We start from the raw sequence: 18,251 nt of genomic DNA on the forward strand, positions 1-18,251 counted from the left end.
CCAAAACAGATCAGCCCTCTGCACCCTGCCTACGCCATGAGGATTTCCGCATGAGCCAGATAGATGAACTCTACCAACGTAACTACGATCGCCATCCGCCGGTGCTGGCACCGGAATATAAAACCAGCGTGCTGCGCTCACCTAAAAATGCGCTGATATCCCTGCAAAACTCACTGTCCGAGATCACCGGGCCGGTATTTGGCCAACACGAACTCGGCGCACTGGATAACGACCTGATCCTCAACTACGCCAAACAAGGCTTGCCGATCGGCGAGCGGATTATCGTGCACGGCTACGTTCGTGATGAAAACGGCTTGCCGATGCGCAATGCGCTGGTCGAGGTATGGCAAGCCAATGCCGGTGGGCGTTACCGCCATAAGAAGGATCAGTATCTGGCACCGATAGATCCCAATTTTGGCGGCTGCGGCCGGGTATTAACCGATGAAAACGGCTATTACTTTTTCCGCACCATCAAACCCGGCCCTTATCCCTGGCGCAACCGGGTCAATGACTGGCGCCCTGCGCATATTCACTTCTCGCTTTCCGGCAGCGCTTTCGCCCAACGGCTGATCACTCAAATGTACTTTGAGGGCGACCCGTTGATTGCCAGTTGCCCCATCGTGCGCGCCATCAAAAATGACGATGCGGTGCGCTCACTGATTGCCGGACTGGACAAAACCGCCGCGGTACAGTTGGACAGCCTGGCCTATCGTTTCGATCTGGTGTTACGCGGCCACCGCGCCACCTTGTTTGAAAACCGTCTGCAGGGGAAAGCATGATGCCGCAAAACTACCTTCTGGAAACTCCGTCGCAAACCGCCGGGCCTTATGTGCACATAGGCCTCGCTCCTCTGGCCGCGGGTTTTGAGATTTTTGAGAATAACTTCGGCCAGGTACTGACCCAGCCGGAAACTCAGGGCCAACGCATTACCCTGGAAGGCCGAGTGTTTGACGGCAGCGGCAGCCTTATCCGCGATGTGTTGTTGGAAGTCTGGCAGGCCAATAGTCACGGCCGCTATAACCACCCCGGCGACCAGCAACAAAACAAACCGCTGGATGCCGCGTTTCGGGGCTGGGGGCGCAGCTGCAGCGATTTTGAAACCGGTCTCTACCGCTTTGAAACCATCAAGCCGGGTGCCGTCTGTGGCCGGGACGGCCGGATGATGGCACCGCACATTAACCTGTGGATCGTCGCGCGCGGTATCAATATTGGCCTGCACACCCGGCTGTATTTTGCCGATGAGGATGCCGCTAATCAGCAGGATCCGGTACTGAACCTGATCGAGCTCGAGGTACGGCGAAAAACGCTGATTGCCCAGCCAGAACGCCGGGGTGAAGAGTTGGTCTATCGTTTTGATATCGTGATCCAGGGCGAAGGCGAAACGGTGTTCTTCGACCTGTAAACGCCGCCAGTCTGCGGCCGCAAAAAATCGTACGTCAGTGCAAAAATGCGGCCGCCGTCACTTGTTAGCGATGGGAAAAACTCCCTACACTGGGGGATGAAAAAAGCAAATTTATTCATCCAACGCATGCGTTTACGCCACATCAACGGCTTTGTTGCCGTGGCGCAGGAACGCTCGCTGAGCCGCGCAGCCGATAAGCTGAACCTGAGCCAACCCGCACTTTCAAAGACGCTGAGCGAACTGGAAGCGCTAACTGGCAACCGCCTGCTGGTGCGTAACCGCCAGGGAACCCTGCTGACCGAACAGGGGGAGCAGTTCCTCGGCTATGCCACGCGGGTGCTGGAGGCGCTGACCGCCGCCGGGCACGCGCTTGACCGGCTCGACGATGCACCTGCGCGGGTATTACGTATCGGTGCGCTACCGACCACCGCACTGGGCATGCTGCCGCAGTCCATCGGCCAGTATCAGCAGGCCCACCCACATTCACGCATTCAGGTGATTACCGGCAAAAATGCCGAGTTGCTGGCACAGCTCAAAGCGGGTGAGATTGACGTGGCGATTGGCCGCATGGCCGATCCGGAAATGATGAGCGGGCTGGCTTTCGAGCTGTTGCTGTTGGAGTCACTGCTGATGGTGACGCGTCCGGGGCACCCGCTGTTAAGCGAGACCATCACTCTGGAGCGCGCGCTGCATTATCCTGCCATTATCTCGCCGAAGGGCACGGTGCCGCGCCACAACACCGAGAGTCTGCTTTCAACCCAGGGCTTCAGTCTGCCCGGCCAATACATAGAAACGCTGTCCGCTTCGCTGGCCCGTCAGATGACGCTGCAATTTGACTATCTGTGGTTTGTGCCTTCCAGCGCGGTGAAAGCCGATATTGCCGCCGGTCAGTTGATCCCGCTGCCGCTGCCGACTCAGGGGATGGAAGAAGCGGTAGGCATTCTGACCCGTAACGACGGTGAATTAAGCGAGGCCGTACTGGCATTTATCTCCACCGTGCGTGGTATCACTGGCGCGGTGCGTTCCGCTTAGTCGGCCTCTCGGTCCTGTTCGGCAAACACTTCTGCCGCCAGATGAAACGCCGAGTTGGCCGCCGGCAGGCCGCAGTACAGCGCACTTTGCATCAGCACTTCTTTAATCTCCTCGCGAGTCACTCCATTGTTCACCGCCGCTTTCAGGTGCATGCGCAGTTCGGCTTCGCGATTAAGGGCGATCAGCATCGCTATGGTGATCAGGCTGCGGGTATGACGAGCCAGCCCCGGTCGGGTCCAGATCTCCCCCCAGGCATAGCGACTGATAAAATCCTGGAACTCTTCATTTAACGGGGTGAGCTGGCTGAGGGTACGATCCACATGTGCATCCCCCAGTACCGCTCTGCGCACCTCAATACCCTGCTGATAACGTTGTTGATCATTCATGTTTATTTGCTCCTGAAGTTGCGGCCTGTCCCAGCACCCGCTGAGTAAAGACTTTTGCACTACCGAGGTACTGCTGGGGATCCAACAGCTCGGCCAGCCGCTGGGCAGATAAATGCGCCATGACGACCGGGTCGTCCAGTAACACCTCTAGCAGCGTGAGCTGCTGTGCCAGCGCCAGATGACACTGTTTTTCGATGTGTTGGTGCGCTTGCTGGCGGCCCATGACGTCACCCAATGCCATGGTGACCGCCTCGGCCATGATCAGGCCGTGGGTTAACTTCAGGTTATGTTCCATCTGTTGCGGAAACACCTGCAGCCCGTCAATCAGGTCCCCGGCGGTGTGCAGCGCCCCCGCCGTTAACATCACCAACTCCGGCAGGCTTTCCCATTCGGCGTGCCAACCGCCCAGGCCGCGTTCATGCTCCTGCACCATGGCGGCATATAACCCGCCAACCAGCGCAGGTACCCGATTGGCCGCGGCGAGGATCACCGCGCAGGCCACCGGATTCCGCTTGTGCGGCATGGTCGAAGAGCCGCCGCGCCCAGCCGCCACCGGTTCAGCAACTTCCGCTACTTCGGTCTGTGTCAGTAACGAAATATCACGCGCCAGTTTGCCCAGCGAGCCACATAACCCAGCATACCAACCGGCAATCTCCAACAGGCGATCGCGTTGACTGTGCCAGGGAGTATTTGCGGCGGTCAGTTGTAGCCCGCTGGCTAACTCCGTCACCAGGAGACTTCCCTGCTCACCCAAAGAAGCCAGGGTGCCAGCGGCGCCCCCCAATTGCAGTGCCAACACGCGAGGCCGCATTTCATCCAGCCGCTGTCGATAGCGCAACAAGGCATCCAGCGTGCCCGCCAGCTTTAACCCCAACGTGGTGGGTAAAGCGTGTTGCATCCAGGTGCGGCCGACCAGCACGCAATCCTGATGGCGAGTCATTTGTGATACCAACGCCGCAATCAGCCGGTTCAAATCGCTGCGCGTCAGTTCGATGGCTTGCCGCAGTTGCAGTATCAACCCGGTATCAATGGCGTCCTGGCTGGTTGCCCCCCAGTGAACGAAACGTGCAGCTTCGGCATTTTGCTGTGCAACCTGGCGGGTTAATTGCTTAACCAACGGGATCGCCAGATTGCCTGCCTGCGCGGCCGTCTGTGCCAGATCGGCCGCATCGAATAAATGGCTGTGGCAAGCCTCGCTAATGTGCTGCGCAGCTTCGACAGGAATAATGCCCAACCCGGCCTGTGCATTGGCCAGCGCTGCTTCGAAATCCAGCATTCCCTGCAACGTAGCGGTATCGCTAAAGCAAGGGGTCACCGCCGAAGACCGCAGCAGCGGCGTCAGTAACTCCATAGTTCCTCCAGGCAAAAAGGCGAGTATCCGATGATGGCGCGGCGCGGTCAGCAGCGTCAAGACCGCTAAACGAGACGCTGGGCGATTATCGGTACATTGAGCGAATTTATTGGTTTTTGTGATATTTGTCGGGTCACATCATCTGAAACGGTGAGCCGACGTAGTTTTCTGCCAGCACCGTCATGGCGCTGCGCGACTTCACGGTGTATTGCAGCTCCGATAATTGTAAGCGTTGCTGGAACGCACTGTCGTCACTGCGGGTGTGCAACATGTTGGTCATCCACCAGGAGAAATGTTCCGCACGCCAGACGCGTTGCAAAGCATCGTCGCTGTAGCTGTCCAGCCGCCGCCAGCTTTTGTGGCGATAGAACGTCTCCAGTGCCTGCGATAGCAGACAAACGTCCGCCATCGCCAGATTCAGCCCCTTGGCCCCGGTCGGCGGTACAATATGCGCCGAGTCCCCCGCCAACAGCAGGCGTTTACACCGCATCGGCTCGGTGACGAAGCTGCGCATGCCGACCACGTTTTTCTGGAATATACGGCCCTTTTTCAGCGACCAGCCATCGTGATTCTCCAGCCGGCTCTCCAGTTCGTTCCAGATGCGATCGTCCGACCATTGCTCAACGTTTTCCGTCGGGTCGCACTGGAAATACATCCGCTGAACGCCAGGCGAACGGGTGCTGATCAGCGCGAATCCTCGTGAATGTCGGGCATAGATTAGCTCATCGCTGGACGGAGGGGCCTCCACCAGAATACCGAACCAGCCGAAGGGATAAATCCGGGTATAGTCCTGTCGTAGTCCGCCGGGCATCGCGGCCCGGCTAATGCCGTGAAAACCGTCGCAGCCAATGACAAAATCACAGTCAATTCGCCGTTGCTCGCCCTGATGCCGGTAATGCACCTGTGGCCGCTCGCTGTCCAGCGCCTTGAGTTCCACCTGTTCCACTTCAAAATGGAGCTGTCCGTTTGCCGCCTGCCGCGCAGCAATCAAATCTTTCAACACTTCATGCTGGGCGTAGACGGTGATTGCCCGATCGGTCAGTTCGGTCAGATCGATCCGGTGCTGTTGACCGCCAAATGCCAGCCGGATGCCATGGTGCTGCGCCCCTTCTGCGCGCATACGCTCACCCAGCCCGGTTTGATTGAGTAAATCAACCGTTCCCTGCTCCAGCACTCCGGCGCGAATAGTGGATTCCACCGCCTGCTGGCCGCGAGTTTCCAATACCACTGACTCAATGCCCTGCAAATGCAGCAGATGCGACAACATCAATCCGGCCGGGCCGGCACCAATAATTGCTATTTGTGTACGCATGGTTATCTCCTTATAAAGCCTTATTGAGCGAGCCGGCCAATGCCGTTGCCCTGGTAGCAAAATGTTTGACTATCAGCGCCAGTGCCGCCACCAGCGCCGGGATCGCCAGCAGGGTGAAAATGGTGCTGAATGACAGCTGCATTTGCATCAGCACCCCGCCGCTCATCGCGCCAAGAATGCCACCGAAACGCCCCAGCCCCAGCATCCAGGCGACACCGGTCGCCCGTCCCTGCGTCGGGTAAAAACCGGCGGCCAGCGCCGGCATTGAGGACTGTGCGCCGTTCATGCAGGTACCGGCGATAAACACCGTCACCGCCATCAGTATGGGATCGGTATAAACGTAGCCAATGGCGCAGACAAACAGCGCGGTCAACAGATAGCCCACCGCCACCACCTTGTGCGGATTCATTCGATCCATCAGCCAACCGATGATCAGCACGCCAATGCCACCGCCCAAAGGAAACAGCGCAGTAATCAATGATGCCTGGCGAATGGACGCGCCGGTTTCACGGATCAGCAGCGGTAACCAACTGGTCAGCAGATAGAAGATCATCAGGCCCATAAAGTAGGTCAGGCACAGCATCAGGGTGCCCAACAGATAGCGTGGAGAGAAAATCACTCCCAGTGCCGATTTGGCTTTCACCTGGCCCTCTTCAACCAGGCTAAAGCGCGGCAGTTCGGTTAAATTAAGCGGTGCAATGCGCTTAAGCACCGCGGCAATACGCTGTGCCGGATAGCCACGCACCACCATAAAACGGGCGGACTCCGGCAGCGCGACAATCAGCACCACCGCCAACAGCAGCGGCATCACACCGCCCAGCACCATCACGCTCTGCCAACCGAAGTGCGGGATCAGCCAGGCGGAAACGAAACCGCCCATCGATGACCCGAGCGGAAAGCCGCAGAACATCAGGTTGACCAGCAGCGCACGCTTGCGTTCCGGCGCATATTCCGACATCAGGGTGGCTGCGTTCGGCATTGCCGCACCCAGTCCCAGCCCGGTTAAAAAGCGCAATAATGTCAGCATTGGCAAGGTGGTGGCGAACGCCGTCAACAGGCTGAAACCGCCGAACAGCACCAGCGACAGCACCAACACCTTCTTGCGACCGATGCGATCCGCCAACGGCCCGGCGGTGAGCGCCCCCACAGCTAGCCCCACCAACGCCGCGCTCATCACCGGCCCCAGCGAGGTTTTCTCTATTCCCCAATCCTGTACCAACGAGGTGGCGATAAAACCGATGATCGCAGTGTCGAAACCGTCCAGCGCCACGGTTAAAAAACACAGTATCAAGATCATCCATTGGTAGCGGGAGAACGGGTTGTTATTAATAAATGATTGAATTTCTATGGTATTTGACTGGGACATAGTGCGCTTCCTGGGTTGGCCAGGCTAAATAGCCCCGGCGGTAACGGCCAGGCCTATCCCTGGCAAAGTCGCATTTGTGCGATTATCGAAACTTGGTTCGTTAATCGCCTTCCCATAAAAGCATCGCCAACAATAAGTTTCAATATTGTTAAATTAATTAGCGTGCGATAACCGAACGAGAAAAGGACTGTTTTACAGGAAGAGTATTATTATCAATTGGATGCCATGTTTTTACGGAAAAATATGGCGTATGGGTTCTGTGAGCCAATTAACATTGATGAAACCATTCCTGATCCTGTTCCATGGCTATTTACTCAGCCGTTGTCTGGCTTTGGGATTCAGTCTGCTTCGACCGGCAGTTTTAATTGCACGTCGCAAAAACCGAGCTTGATTGAGCGACTTGAAAGCACAAGCGTCTGGGCTAAGCTGAAATTGAAGAGCACAAAATAATAAAAATAAATTACTGACTGGGCAGGTAACCATGAGCAAGAAAGTGAATGGCGTTGTTTGCTGTCTGTTATTTCTGATTTCTTCCCTGTGTTTTGGCGCTGAACCGCGCCAACTCGCCACCGAACAAGAAAAAGCCCGCATACGTAGCCACATTCAGGATGTGTTCAATGAATTTAACGTCCAGATTATGTCGCCTAACTTCGTGCTTCAGCCCGAAAATGCGGTGATGGTCAGTCAGGATCACTGGTACACCGCGCCGGCCGTGCAACCGGATAAACCCTCATGACAAAATTGAGTGCCCTGCTGGTTCCTTGCCTGACGTGGAGAATCAAATAATGACAATACCGTGGCATTGCCAAAATAGCGGCAATCATCTCCCGCTCCAGTACGCAAAACGAATGATTCTCCCCCTGTTGCTGTGGTCGGGTGCCGCCTTTGGTGCGGCAACCCATGCCCCGGCTCAAAGCGACAGCACCTTTCCTATCTGGGGGGATGAGGCCCGCGCACGCGGCTATAGCATTCCGCTGCCGTTTGGCGTCAATCTCAGTTACATGAATATACGTCAGAATATTGATGTCGATAGCATTACGTTTTCCGGTCTGAAACTCGGCGATCACCCGATCCCCAGCGATCTGTTCAATATTGATGTCGGGAAGACACGCCAGCGCAGCAAAAGCGAGAACCTTCGGCTGGATATGTGGGTCTTCCCCTTTTTAAACATTTATGGATTGGTCGGGCACACCAGAGGGTCATCTTTATCCCAGGTTTCTGTCGATGCCGATCCGTCGAAATACACCGGTATCGATCGTATCATCGCCTCTGCGGTCCATCGCCTTAATCAAAATGGCGATCTGCAGGACATTGATTTTGCTCTCGACTTTAAAGGTACCACCTGGGGCACCGGGTTTACCCTGGCAGGGGGCTACGAGAAATGGTTTGCACTGGTTGACACCAATTATACCCGCACGGAGTTTGACATTCTGGATGGCAAAATTTCAGCCATTACGGTTTCACCACGCGTGGGCTATCGCTTTGATATGCCTGCTATCTCTGGCCCTTCTCACCTGAGCTTGTGGATTGGCAGCATGTATCAGGATGTGGACCAGGAGTTTAAAGGCAATATTTCAGATCTGCATATGCCGGCAGAACTTCAGCCATTGATTGACGCCGTGAATAAGGACAACGCCGGGCGCTTTGATGTCAAACAGCATCTCTCCTCGCCGTGGAATACGCTGATTGGGGCGCAGTACGAACTCACACAGAACTTCAACGTCCTGGCCGAGGTCGGTTTCAATGAGCGAAACAATTTTTTCCTGGCGGGTGAATATCGATTCTAATGAAGATACCCGTGCGGTTCCTGAGTGGACTACTGAGCCTGTTGGTTGCCCCTATTCATGCGGAGCTGCTTACGCGTGAATCCATTGATGCGTTTCTCGGCACCATGGGGGCCGACGACCAATACAACCAGGCTAAAGGCGTGAACTGGACGGTGTTACCCGGCCCTTTTTATACCCCTGAGTTAAAACTGGGCTTGGGGGCAGCAGCGGCCGGGCTTTATCGGGTCGATCCACACGATCAGGTCACGCAAAACTCATCTATCTCATTTACCGGTTTTGTCAGCACCAGTGGCGCCCTGGGGTTGGGTCTGAATAATTACACGTTCTTTAGCGATGATCAGTGGCGTCTCTTTGTGGTAGGTTCGGTTGCCAAGATCCCGACGGAATTCTGGGGCGTGGGCTACGATGCGGCGCAGGGCTCGAGCCAGAAATATACTCAGGATTCGTTTAGCGTTCATCCGCAGGTTTTTTATCGGCTGGTCGATAATCTTTATGCTGGTGTGGGCTGGGATTTTTCCACGCTGAATGCCAAAGTTGATGATCCGCAGCCTGGCGATACCTTCTCTCGCTATACGGACTCCACAACGCCGCTGAGTTCTGGCGCCACTTTCGCCCTCAATTACGACACCCGCGACGCCATCACGCAGCCGAAAAAAGGGCAGTATGCCAGTGCCAGCTACAGCCTGTTTGATCCATCGCTGGGTTCGGATACCCATTTCACCGCCCTGCAGTTGCAATACAATTACTATTTTCCGCTTAACGACAATGACGTGCTGGCATTCGATGCCTGGGGACGTTTTGCCCGCGGAGATGTGCCATGGGATCGCCTTTCACAGGCCGGTGATGACCGCCGATTACGCGGTTATTATCAGGGGCGATACCGTGACAAAGATGTCGTGAGCAGCCAAATCGAATACCGCAAAAAATTAAACTGGCGGCACGGCTACGTACTCTGGCTAGGCGCCGGCTCGCTGGGTGGCAGCCTGGATAAAATGGGACAACACCCTATTCTGCCGACCCTGGGTGCGGGTTATCGTTTTGAAATAAAACCTAATATGAATCTGCGACTCGATCTCGGCGTGGGACGTGAGAGCGCAGGATTTTATTTTCAGGTCGCGGAGGCCTTTTAATGCGTGTTTTTTTTCTCGCTCTGTCGTTGGCTGTCGCCAGTTTGGCACAGGCGCAACCGGGCAAGACCGACGTTTTACCCTTTGAGCAGGCAAGACGCATTTGGCCCGTCGCGCAAAACCTTTCGCCACCGGAATCACTTCGTCCTTGCTGTGCATTTGGCTATAACCTACAGGTGCGCGCGGCCGGTATCCCGATTCCCGTTTATCAAATTGGCAACCTGCTCTCACTCAGTACGCTAGGCCACCATCACTACAATGACAGTGCGCTGGGCGCGGTGAAAAATATCGTTGGTCTGAGCGACGAAGCCAACGGGCTTATCTATACGCGACGCGGCGGGTTTATTGATATCGCCCATGTTCGCGATACCGCCGATAACACCTTTTATCTGTTCACTCGTCTGTATCCGAAACTGGGCCGCGAATGGCGCCTGTTTTACAGTGAGGAATTAGGGCTCAGACGCGCTCAGTTTTACGCGTTTACTCCTCCGGCATCGATGACCGACAGATATAATCTGGCGGCCTGGCTGGCCGGGCATGTGGCGTTTCAACTGGCACAGTGGCATGAAATCGCCCAGTGGTACGGCTTCCAGTCTGTCGCCGGATTTTCTGAGGAAATTTCTGCTTTTTCACCGGAAGACCTTTACGCAAATTTGCTGGGAGCGAGGCTGGCGGTAAACGTGATTTTGCAGGGGCATGCCGGCTCTGTGGAGAACTATAATCTGGCGATGGATAAGGCGCTTTCACAAGCTTTAATCGGCCTTGAGGCAGTCAATGAGGCTGAAACAGAACGCCAATTCCGTGAAGTCGATGGCGATTGGTGGAACAGCAAACGCCGGGTGCCCGATAAATTTTTAGTCCTGAAACGGAATTACTCGCTTGGCGAAAACCGAATTCCTACCGCAGTGCCTTTCGAAAAGGCACCGCCGTATCGCTTGACCATGCCGGTGAAAATAGCCGGGTTCACCTTAAGCCATCTGGGCGAACTGCAAATTCATAAAGGCAGCGATATGCGCCGCCTGCCGGTGCCCAAAACATTCTATCGTCCGGCACAGTTTTCCTCACTGGCAGAGCAGGCGCGGCAGGCCGATCAAATCCAATTGCAACGGCTCAATCAGTGAGATCAAAGGCCTTTAGCGGTTTCCCGGCTGACCAACTGCGCCTGACGGTTATACCCTCTGGCACCTTTGATAAAGATGGCACAGGCGGTGATCAACGCCGGAATGGCGATAATGGCAAAAATGCGGTCGAACCCCCAGCCTGATGCCAGCATTTCCGCACCGGCAAAGGCGCTCAGGATGGCACCAATACGCCCAACGCCGTGCATCCAGCTAGACCCGGTGGCGCGCGCCTCAGTTGGGTAATAATGCGCCGATAGCGCGTTCATGCCGGTATTGGCACCGTTCAGGCAAAAACCACAGGCCAGTGCCAACACACCGAGCATCAGGCTGCTGTGTGACGCCAGGCCAATCGACAATGTCAGCCCCGCCCCCAGCAGGTAAATCATGCCCAGCGCCCGGTGTGGATCCACCCTATCCATCAGCCAGCCGGCAAACAGCGAGCCTAAGGTACCGCCGGCCTGGTACAGCGCGGTAATCACCGCCGCCTGCGCCACGCTCATGCCGATGCCTTTTACCAGCGTCGGTAACCAACTGCCCAGCAGATAAACCAGAAACAGCGCCATGAAATAACCCAGCCACAGCATCAGGCTGCCAAGGCGGTACTGCCGCGAGATCACAATCTGCATGGCTCCCTTGCCAGGTGCCACCAGTGGCGGCAGCGTATAACGGGTTTCGGCATTGGTACTGCCCGGCGCCAGTTTTTCCACAATTTTGCCAATGCGTTGATTACTGGCTCGCCGGGTAACCAAAAACCTCACCGACTCAGGCAGCCTGGCTATCAACAGCGGAACGCTCAGCAGCGGCAATATGCCACCGAGCAACAGCAGCGCATGCCACCCCATTTGTGGAATGACCCATGACGCCGCGAACCCGCCCAGCGCGGCACCGAAGGTAAAACCGCAAAATACCACGGTGATAATGAAGGAACGTTTCTTTTCCGGCGCATATTCGGAGATTAAAGTGCCGACGTTCGGCATTGCCGCCCCCAGCCCCAACCCGGTCATAAAACGGAAAAATATCATTTGATCGATATTGTGCGAAAACGCAGTGACCAGCGTCCAGAGGCCAAAAAAGAACACGCTGTTGATAATGATCACTTTACGCCCCAGCCAGTCGGCCAGCGGGCCGGCCAGCAGCGCACCGATCGTCAGGCCAACCAGCGCGGCGCTAATCACCATGCCAAGTTGCTGATTGCTGACGCCCCACTGGCTTTTCAGCTCAGGAGCAATAAACCCCATCAGGGTAATATCGAAGCCATCCAGCGCAATAACGATAAAACCCAGCAGAATAATCAGTTTTTGATAGCCGCATATCGGACGATCGTTGATCAGCGTTCGAACATCAATTTCGTTTGAAGCCACAATTTTTCCTTGGTACAGACGCCAATAAATGCAAATGTTCGATAATCGAACCGAGATTAAAGATTCTGGCGTCTACTGTAAGAACTCCCGTGCGGCTCGGCAACGGAGATTATTGATAAGCTGGCGCTCATTGAACCCAATGGTACGTTCGCTCACCATCAAAAAAACCACGGCAGCTTTCACCGACAAGACAATACGCTGGGATTGAGCCATAAATGCCCTTTGCTGACCGGAAATACACCCTGGGCACGCGGAAAATAATGTTGTCAAATTGTGAGAGGGATCTTCCCAACCCTGCGGTTATCGTCGCCAGGGTTTACGTGTGAGCAATATGACGTCGTTCACAAAAGCGCAGCGGCAGCGGATTGTATTACCGGGTCACCCCAGTTACTCTTAACCGGTGTTCCTCCAAGATAAGTGACTGATGTTTTGAACAATGATGATCTCCCCGCGACTAAACGCAAAAACGACCCTGTCGGGCTGAAACAGCGTATTTTCGCTGCGGCGCTGGCCGAGTTCGCCGAGGCCGGTCTGAAAGGTGCCCGCATGGAAAACATTGCCGAGCACGCGGCCACCACCAAACGCATGGTGGTTTATCATTTCAAGACCAAGGAATCACTGTACCTGGAGGTGCTGGAACACGTGTATCAGCATATTCGCGCACATGAAACCGGGCTGGACCTGCAAGCATTAGCCCCGGTAGCAGCCATGACTCGTTTGGTCGAAGAAAGCTTTAATTACCATGCTGAACACCCCGATTTTATCCGGGTGATCTGTATGGAAAACATGATGCGCGGCCAGTATATACGCCAGTCTTCACGTATTAAGGCGTTAAATCAAAGTGCATTGACCCTGCTGGAAGATATCTTGCAGCGCGGCAAGCAAGAAAAACTGTTCACGCCGGACGCCAGCGCAGCCGACGTGCATCGCTTGATCAGCAGCCTTTGTTTCCACTACGTTGCCAACCAGTACACCTTTAATGCCCTGTTTGAAAGCCATCAACCGCCGGAAGATCAGGTTCGTCATATCCGTCAGTTGGCCGTAGTGGCCACCCTGCGCTATCTGGCGCTGTAAGCACTGCTCCCTGGGAGATTGTGATGACCAAAATCACCGACGGCGAAGAAATCACCGCGCCTGATAGTTTAGTGTCCGCCGCCAGCGGCGATCCCTTTAAGGGCGACCCCAATTTTATGGCCTCGCTGGCCCGCGGCCTTGAGGTGATCCAGGCTTTTACTCCGCAGCGTCGCCTGATGTCGATTTCACAAATCAGCCAGAAAACCGGCATTCCACGCGCTGCGGTGCGTCGTTGCCTGTATACCCTGAACAAGCTGGGGTTTGTTTACGCGCAGGACGGCAAAAACTTTGAGCTGCGCCCACGGATCCTGACGCTGGCCCATGCCTATCTCGGTGCCACGCCGCTGGCGAAAGCCACCCAGCCGGTGCTGAAACACATCAGCCAGTTGTTGAATGAGTCCTGTTCTATCGCCACGCTGGACGGCGACAATATTTTGTATATCGCCCGTGCCTCTGCCGAACGCATCATGACCATAGATCTGAACATCGGCAGCCGCCTGCCGGCCTTCGCCACCTCGATGGGCCGGGTGCTGTTGAGCCATTTGCCGATTGATAAGCGTGAGGATTACCTGCAACGCATCACCCTGACGCGCTACACGCAATACACCCTGAGTTCGATTGATAAACTGCGTGAAGAACTGGATAAGGTTCGCGCTCAGGGTTACGCGATTAACGATCAGGAGTTGGAAATCGGTCTGCGATCCATCGCGGTACCGATTACCTCGGTCAACGGCGGCGTCACTGCCGCGTTAAACGTTGGGGTGCAGGCCGGCCATGTCCCGCTGAGCGAACTGACCGAACGTATCCTGCCGATCCTGCTCGAAGGCTCACAGGAACTTTCGCTACTAAACCACTAAATCGACTGGCGTGCGTTGGCCAGGTACTTGGCCATTTCCGCCTCAGGCACCATGCCGCCACCGGTCGCCCACACCAGGTGGGTGGCATTTTTCATTTGTTGCTCATTCAAACCCTGAGCCGCCAACCACTCAGTGTCAGCCGTCACGCGCCACGGCCCCGGCATCCCCGCCAATGCTGAAGGTTCGAGCTGAATATGCTCATGACTGTCCAATAACCCCAGCAGTGCAAACATCTCGCGGTCGCTGAGGGTGTAGAAGCCGGAGAGCAGGCGCTCCATAGCCCGGCCGACAAAGCCGGATGCGCGCCCTACCGCCAGCCCGTCCGCCGCGGTCTGGTTATCAATGCCCAGATCCTGTACCGCGATACCATCGTGCAGGCCGGTATGCACACCAAGCAACATGCAAGGTGAATGCGTCGGTTCGGCAAAAGTGCAGTGTACATGGTCGCCAAAGGCCAGTTTCAGCCCAAAGGCCACCCCGCCTGGCCCGCCGCCAACGCCGCAAGGCAAATAAACAAACAATGGGTGCTGAGCATCAACCTGGACGCCACTTTCGGCAAACTGACGTTTCAGACGGCCACCGGCCACGGCATAGCCCAGAAACAGCGTCTGTGAATTCTCGTCATCGATAAAGAAACAGCGCGGATCGCTCGCCGCCTGCAAACGGCCCTGTTCAACGGCAACGCCATAATCCTGTTCGTACTCCACCACGTTGACGCCATTGTCACGCAGCTTCTGTTTTTTCCATTCGCGAGCGTCCGCCGACATATGCACGCTCACGCTAAACCCCAGCCGGGCGCTGATAATACCGATCGACATGCCCAGATTACCGGTCGAGCCGACGGCAATGCGGTAACCGCCAAAGAATTCGCGAAATTCCGCCGAGAACAGCTTGGCGTAGTCGTCCGTCAGTTGCAGCAGCCCCGCTGCCAGCGCCAGTTTTTCCGCATGCGCCAGCACCTCGTAGATACCGCCGCGCGCCTTGATCGAACCGGAAATTGGCAGATGGCTGTCCTTTTTCAACAGCAACCGGCCGGCTAGCGACAAGCCATAACGTTGATCGAGCGCAGTTTGCATTGCAGGAAGCGCCACCACTTCGGATTCAATCACGCCATTTGCGGCTCGGGTTTCCGGGAAGGCGGCACTCAGATAAGGGGCGAAACGCGCCAGACGTTGTTCTGCGTCGGCCACGTCTGCGGCATCCAGCCCAACGAACGGCAACCCGGCCTGCAAAGTGGTCGCTCGTGGGTTGAACCAGGTTACCGGGTTTAGTTCGATCAGTTCCTGCACCAGCGGGAATTGCTTAACCAGCTGCTGAATCTGTGTCTTTTCCATGGTTGTTCTCTGCGCTGCATAAGGTTAGCTCTAGGGTGCAGCGATTTCCCCAGGCTGACAAATGATAAAATTTGAGCCTTGCGTGAGCAGAATTGATGCAAAAAGATGATGCTCGTCAATTTATCAGCCGTACTGACGGTTTGAGTGATGCTGAATCACCTTAAATACCCCGTAACTCTGGATGCTACGGGGCATCAACCCGCGTAATCTTATCCGCGCGCCGCCGCCTCCAATCCGGCGATATCCAGTTTGACCATCTGCAGCATCGCTTCGGTGACCCTGCGTACCTTCGCACTGTCGGAGTCACTCATCAGTTCGGCCAACCGCTTGGGAACTATCTGCCAGCTCAGCCCCCAGCGATCGCGCAGCCAACCGCACTGCTCAACCTTGCCACCGTCACTCAGCGCTTGCCAAAGTCGATCGACTTCTGCCTGATCGGCACATTCGACCATAATGGAAAAACTGTGATTGAAAGCATCCAACGGGCCGGCCTCAATTGCTGCATAGCGCTGATCGCCAAGGATAAAAGACGCCAGTTTTACGCTGCCGGCCGGGCCGCTGGGAGTATCGGCCGGCAAGGTAGATTGCCAGGTCAGGGAAGAGCCGGGGATCAAAGCGATATAGCAACGCAGCGCCGCTTCCATATCCTTCTCAAACCACAGGTGTTGGGTAATTTTCACGATACCCCCTCCGCTACTGGTCCAGGATAGGTTCGAAGCCGCCGAAGATCATACGTTTACCGTCAAACGGCATTTGATCGCCGAGCGCTTTCATGCGCGGATCGGCCATCATCTTCTGGTTGGCGTCATCGCGAACCTCTTTTGACGGATATTCGATCCAACTGAACACCACCACTTCGTCGGCCTCGGCCTTAACCGCACCACGAAAGTCAGTGAGTTTTCCGTCGGGAACATCATTGCCCCAGCATTCGACGACCCGCGTAGCCCCAAACTCTTTAAACAGCGGTGCAGCCGCGGCGGCCAGTTTTTGATACGCCTCCTTATTGGCGGCCGGCACCGCCACTACAAAACCATCAACATATTTCATCGGAGTGTCCTCTTGTCGATTAGACAGTCGGGATGGCGCTGGCGGAACTGCCTGCGCCCTCTTCCATTTTAGACCCCATTAGCGGGGTCAACCATGACGAGGGCGGCCGGGCTTTAGATCTCGGTGGAATGGTGCGGCAGGAGTTCTGGCGTGGCGACCCGATTGCGGCCGCTATTTTTGGCTTTATAGACCGCCAGATCGGCGATTTTCAGCAGGTTGTCCAGATTTTGTCCTGAACCGCCGATGCAGGTGACCATACCGATGCTGACGGTGATCTGTAAAGCAGCGCCTGCGGGCATGTTGATGGATTCAATTTCAACTCGGTGACGCAGACGTTCGGCCAGCGATAGCGCATCCTGCTGTTGCGCAATGGGTGCGACGATCGCAAATTCCTCACCCCCCATGCGGCCAAACAAATCGTTATCGCGCAGATCGCCAGTAATGGCGCGGGTAAAGGACAGCAGCGCCGCATCGCCGCCGGCGTGCCCAAAGCGGTCATTGATCGATTTAAAGTAGTCGATATCCAGCATCATGATGCAGATCCGCTCGCCCTTTTGGCTGACCAGCCGCGTTCCGCGCTGCATAAAAGCGCTGCGGGTCAATACATGGGTCAGAGCATCATGATTCGCCACGTGCTCAAGCCTTTGCAGCAGCGCATTGCGAGCAAAATTCATGCTGGCCACGGCAATAGGTCCCAGCGCCAGTAACGCCACGCCAAGTCGCATCGACACCGTGTTTTGCAGCATTTTCATATCAAGGTTAGTGGTAATCAGGCCCAGATCTATCGCCAGGTGGCACCACAACACATAAACCAATACCGCGATCATTGTGCTGAACAGCGAGAACGACATCGCCAACCATAGCAGGATCGGCATCGGGAAAATCACCGCTCCGGGGCCACCAATCAGGATGCTACCGAAGCAGGCCAACAGCAGCAGAAGTAACACCGCGATTTTTCTGACGGTATTGGGCCACTGGCTGCGCAGGGCCACGGCCTGGAAAATGCTGCGCAGATAACCTTTCCAGTCCCGCGGAAAAGCCAGAATAAACGGCATCAGCGTGATGTAGTTGGTAAATTCCGAAGACAGCCACAACGCCAATGAAGGCAGATACTGGCGGCCAAACAGCAACACCGAAGCCCCGGCACCAAGTAACGCCGTAGCTGTCGCGCTCGCCAGACAGATAGCGAACAGATAAATGCTCGATGAGGTGCGTTCCAGGGTTCTGACCTGCGGCGATAAACGCATAAACAGATAAAACCCGACCGCCACGCCGGCAATATTGGCACCATTGAGCAATATGGCTTTGCCCAGCGGGCTGCCGGTGATCAGATCCGCCGCCAAATAGCCTGACATCGCCATCAACCAGCCAACAGGACTGCCCATGGCCGGGTAGCGTACCAGCACGGCCAAAAGTACCGCATTGGTTGGCCAAAATAGCGCTAACAGACCGATGGGACGACTTTCAATACCCAAAATGCAGGTGCAGAACACCAGCAAAAAGACGATTAGCGCGAGGCGCAATTTAGTGGCGTCGGGTAACTCAGTGGTGTGCATCTTGCTTCCAGAAGCTTGCGAAGAATACGGATAAAATTCGACCTGCATGATGGCGGCCATTAGCCTGCTCACCCTGTCTGGCAATGCCTGTTTGGTGAACAGCCAGACTGACATTATTGCCAGTTTTCGCGGGTCTGG

The 18,251-nt window shown here is 55.7% G+C and carries 18 protein-coding genes; 9 read left to right on the forward strand and 9 right to left on the reverse strand.

Going from position 1 to position 18,251, the window contains the following annotated elements:
• Positions 1 to 50: 50 nt before the first annotated feature.
• From pcaH to M2406_RS06725, 3 genes are all read left to right on the forward strand, one after another.
• Complete coding sequence (pcaH, locus tag M2406_RS06715; protein ID WP_012145229.1) at positions 51 to 779, forward strand: protocatechuate 3,4-dioxygenase subunit beta; 729 nt, start codon at positions 51 to 53, stop codon at positions 777 to 779.
• Positions 779 to 1,402, forward strand: a complete 624-nt coding sequence (gene pcaG / locus M2406_RS06720; RefSeq protein WP_026142383.1) for a protocatechuate 3,4-dioxygenase subunit alpha — start codon at positions 779 to 781, stop codon at positions 1,400 to 1,402. The genes pcaH and pcaG overlap by 1 nt, the downstream gene beginning before the upstream one ends.
• 96 nt (positions 1,403 to 1,498) lie before the next feature.
• The gene (locus M2406_RS06725) at positions 1,499 to 2,434 is read left to right on the forward strand and encodes a LysR substrate-binding domain-containing protein (protein WP_259189375.1); all 936 of its coding nucleotides are present in this window, start codon (positions 1,499 to 1,501) and stop codon (positions 2,432 to 2,434) included.
• On the opposite strand, the gene pcaC is transcribed toward M2406_RS06725, so the two are convergent.
• From pcaC to M2406_RS06745, 4 genes are all read right to left on the reverse strand, one after another.
• Entirely contained in the window at positions 2,431 to 2,820 is a 390-nt protein-coding gene (gene pcaC, locus M2406_RS06730; RefSeq protein ID WP_012145232.1) for a 4-carboxymuconolactone decarboxylase, read from the reverse strand. The genes M2406_RS06725 and pcaC overlap by 4 nt on opposite strands.
• Complete coding sequence (locus M2406_RS06735) at positions 2,813 to 4,171, reverse strand: 3-carboxy-cis,cis-muconate cycloisomerase (protein ID WP_259189377.1); 1,359 nt, start codon at positions 4,169 to 4,171, stop codon at positions 2,813 to 2,815. The genes pcaC and M2406_RS06735 overlap by 8 nt, the downstream gene beginning before the upstream one ends.
• A 133-nt stretch (positions 4,172 to 4,304) precedes the next feature.
• Entirely contained in the window at positions 4,305 to 5,483 is a 1,179-nt protein-coding gene (locus M2406_RS06740; protein ID WP_115184634.1) for a 4-hydroxybenzoate 3-monooxygenase, read from the reverse strand.
• 10 nt (positions 5,484 to 5,493) lie between these two features.
• A complete protein-coding gene (locus M2406_RS06745; protein WP_259189378.1) occupies positions 5,494 to 6,849 on the reverse strand; it encodes an MFS transporter in 1,356 nt (451 codons plus the stop codon).
• Positions 6,850 to 7,330: 481 nt separating this feature from the next.
• Here M2406_RS06745 and M2406_RS06750 point away from each other — a divergent pair, with 481 nt between their 5' ends.
• The 4 genes from M2406_RS06750 to M2406_RS06765 all read left to right on the forward strand — a co-directional run bounded on the left by M2406_RS06750 (position 7,331) and on the right by M2406_RS06765 (position 10,884).
• The gene (locus tag M2406_RS06750; protein ID WP_259189379.1) at positions 7,331 to 7,585 is read left to right on the forward strand and encodes a hypothetical protein; all 255 of its coding nucleotides are present in this window, start codon (positions 7,331 to 7,333) and stop codon (positions 7,583 to 7,585) included.
• Between the two features lie 112 nt (positions 7,586 to 7,697).
• The gene (locus tag M2406_RS06755; protein WP_259189950.1) at positions 7,698 to 8,636 is read left to right on the forward strand and encodes a hypothetical protein; all 939 of its coding nucleotides are present in this window, start codon (positions 7,698 to 7,700) and stop codon (positions 8,634 to 8,636) included.
• A complete protein-coding gene (locus tag M2406_RS06760; RefSeq protein WP_259189381.1) occupies positions 8,636 to 9,766 on the forward strand; it encodes a BamA/TamA family outer membrane protein in 1,131 nt (376 codons plus the stop codon). Before M2406_RS06755 ends, M2406_RS06760 begins: the two co-directional genes overlap by 1 nt.
• Positions 9,766 to 10,884 (forward strand): DUF4056 domain-containing protein, encoded by a 1,119-nt coding sequence (locus tag M2406_RS06765; RefSeq protein WP_259189382.1) that lies wholly within the window; start codon positions 9,766 to 9,768, stop codon positions 10,882 to 10,884. Before M2406_RS06760 ends, M2406_RS06765 begins: the two co-directional genes overlap by 1 nt.
• A gap of 2 nt (positions 10,885 to 10,886) precedes the next feature.
• Here the strand turns inward: M2406_RS06765 and M2406_RS06770 are convergent, their stop codons facing one another.
• Positions 10,887 to 12,248, reverse strand: a complete 1,362-nt coding sequence (locus tag M2406_RS06770; protein ID WP_390901862.1) for an MFS transporter — start codon at positions 12,246 to 12,248, stop codon at positions 10,887 to 10,889.
• Positions 12,249 to 12,674: 426 nt separating this feature from the next.
• On the opposite strand from M2406_RS06770, the gene M2406_RS06775 reads away from it, so the two are divergent.
• A complete protein-coding gene (locus M2406_RS06775) occupies positions 12,675 to 13,319 on the forward strand; it encodes a TetR family transcriptional regulator (protein WP_012145241.1) in 645 nt (214 codons plus the stop codon).
• Between the two features lie 23 nt (positions 13,320 to 13,342).
• Entirely contained in the window at positions 13,343 to 14,176 is an 834-nt protein-coding gene (locus M2406_RS06780; protein WP_012145242.1) for an IclR family transcriptional regulator C-terminal domain-containing protein, read from the forward strand.
• Here the strand turns inward: M2406_RS06780 and M2406_RS06785 are convergent.
• From M2406_RS06785 to M2406_RS06800, 4 genes are all read right to left on the reverse strand, one after another.
• Positions 14,173 to 15,510: a D-serine ammonia-lyase gene (locus tag M2406_RS06785; protein ID WP_259189383.1), complete on the reverse strand. Its 1,338-nt coding sequence runs from the start codon at positions 15,508 to 15,510 to the stop codon at positions 14,173 to 14,175. The genes M2406_RS06780 and M2406_RS06785 overlap by 4 nt on opposite strands.
• Before the next feature lie 209 nt (positions 15,511 to 15,719).
• Entirely contained in the window at positions 15,720 to 16,190 is a 471-nt protein-coding gene (locus M2406_RS06790; RefSeq protein WP_135344286.1) for a VOC family protein, read from the reverse strand.
• A 13-nt stretch (positions 16,191 to 16,203) separates the two neighbouring features.
• Positions 16,204 to 16,557, reverse strand: a complete 354-nt coding sequence (locus M2406_RS06795) for a DUF1428 domain-containing protein (protein ID WP_012145245.1) — start codon at positions 16,555 to 16,557, stop codon at positions 16,204 to 16,206.
• A 113-nt stretch (positions 16,558 to 16,670) separates the two neighbouring features.
• Positions 16,671 to 18,113, reverse strand: coding sequence for a diguanylate cyclase (locus M2406_RS06800; protein ID WP_218217028.1), 1,443 nt, complete (start codon positions 18,111 to 18,113; stop codon positions 16,671 to 16,673).
• Positions 18,114 to 18,251: the final 138 nt, after the last annotated feature.

Source organism: Serratia sp. BIGb0163 (assembly GCF_024809935.1).
Taxonomy (GTDB): Bacteria; Pseudomonadota; Gammaproteobacteria; order Enterobacterales; family Enterobacteriaceae; genus Serratia; species Serratia quinivorans.

Bases quoted from the DNA above. Each gene is read 5' to 3' on its own strand.
- M2406_RS06740 (WP_115184634.1), bottom strand. From the start codon at position 5,483: ATGCGTACACAAATAGCAATTATTGGTGCCGGCCCGGCCGGATTGATG.
- M2406_RS06745 (WP_259189378.1), bottom strand. From the start codon at position 6,849: ATGTCCCAGTCAAATACCATAGAAATTCAATCATTTATTAATAACAAC.
- M2406_RS06750 (WP_259189379.1), top strand. From the start codon at position 7,331: ATGAGCAAGAAAGTGAATGGCGTTGTTTGCTGTCTGTTATTTCTGATT.
- pcaG (WP_026142383.1), top strand. From the start codon at position 779: ATGCCGCAAAACTACCTTCTGGAAACTCCGTCGCAAACCGCCGGGCCT.
- M2406_RS06780 (WP_012145242.1), top strand. From the start codon at position 13,343: ATGACCAAAATCACCGACGGCGAAGAAATCACCGCGCCTGATAGTTTA.
- M2406_RS06755 (WP_259189950.1), top strand. From the start codon at position 7,698: ATGATTCTCCCCCTGTTGCTGTGGTCGGGTGCCGCCTTTGGTGCGGCA.
- pcaH (WP_012145229.1), top strand. From the start codon at position 51: ATGAGCCAGATAGATGAACTCTACCAACGTAACTACGATCGCCATCCG.
- M2406_RS06760 (WP_259189381.1), top strand. From the start codon at position 8,636: ATGAAGATACCCGTGCGGTTCCTGAGTGGACTACTGAGCCTGTTGGTT.
- M2406_RS06795 (WP_012145245.1), bottom strand. From the start codon at position 16,557: ATGAAATATGTTGATGGTTTTGTAGTGGCGGTGCCGGCCGCCAATAAG.
- M2406_RS06785 (WP_259189383.1), bottom strand. From the start codon at position 15,510: ATGGAAAAGACACAGATTCAGCAGCTGGTTAAGCAATTCCCGCTGGTG.
- M2406_RS06735 (WP_259189377.1), bottom strand. From the start codon at position 4,171: ATGGAGTTACTGACGCCGCTGCTGCGGTCTTCGGCGGTGACCCCTTGC.
- M2406_RS06765 (WP_259189382.1), top strand. From the start codon at position 9,766: ATGCGTGTTTTTTTTCTCGCTCTGTCGTTGGCTGTCGCCAGTTTGGCA.
- M2406_RS06725 (WP_259189375.1), top strand. From the start codon at position 1,499: ATGAAAAAAGCAAATTTATTCATCCAACGCATGCGTTTACGCCACATC.
- pcaC (WP_012145232.1), bottom strand. From the start codon at position 2,820: ATGAATGATCAACAACGTTATCAGCAGGGTATTGAGGTGCGCAGAGCG.
- M2406_RS06800 (WP_218217028.1), bottom strand. From the start codon at position 18,113: ATGCACACCACTGAGTTACCCGACGCCACTAAATTGCGCCTCGCGCTA.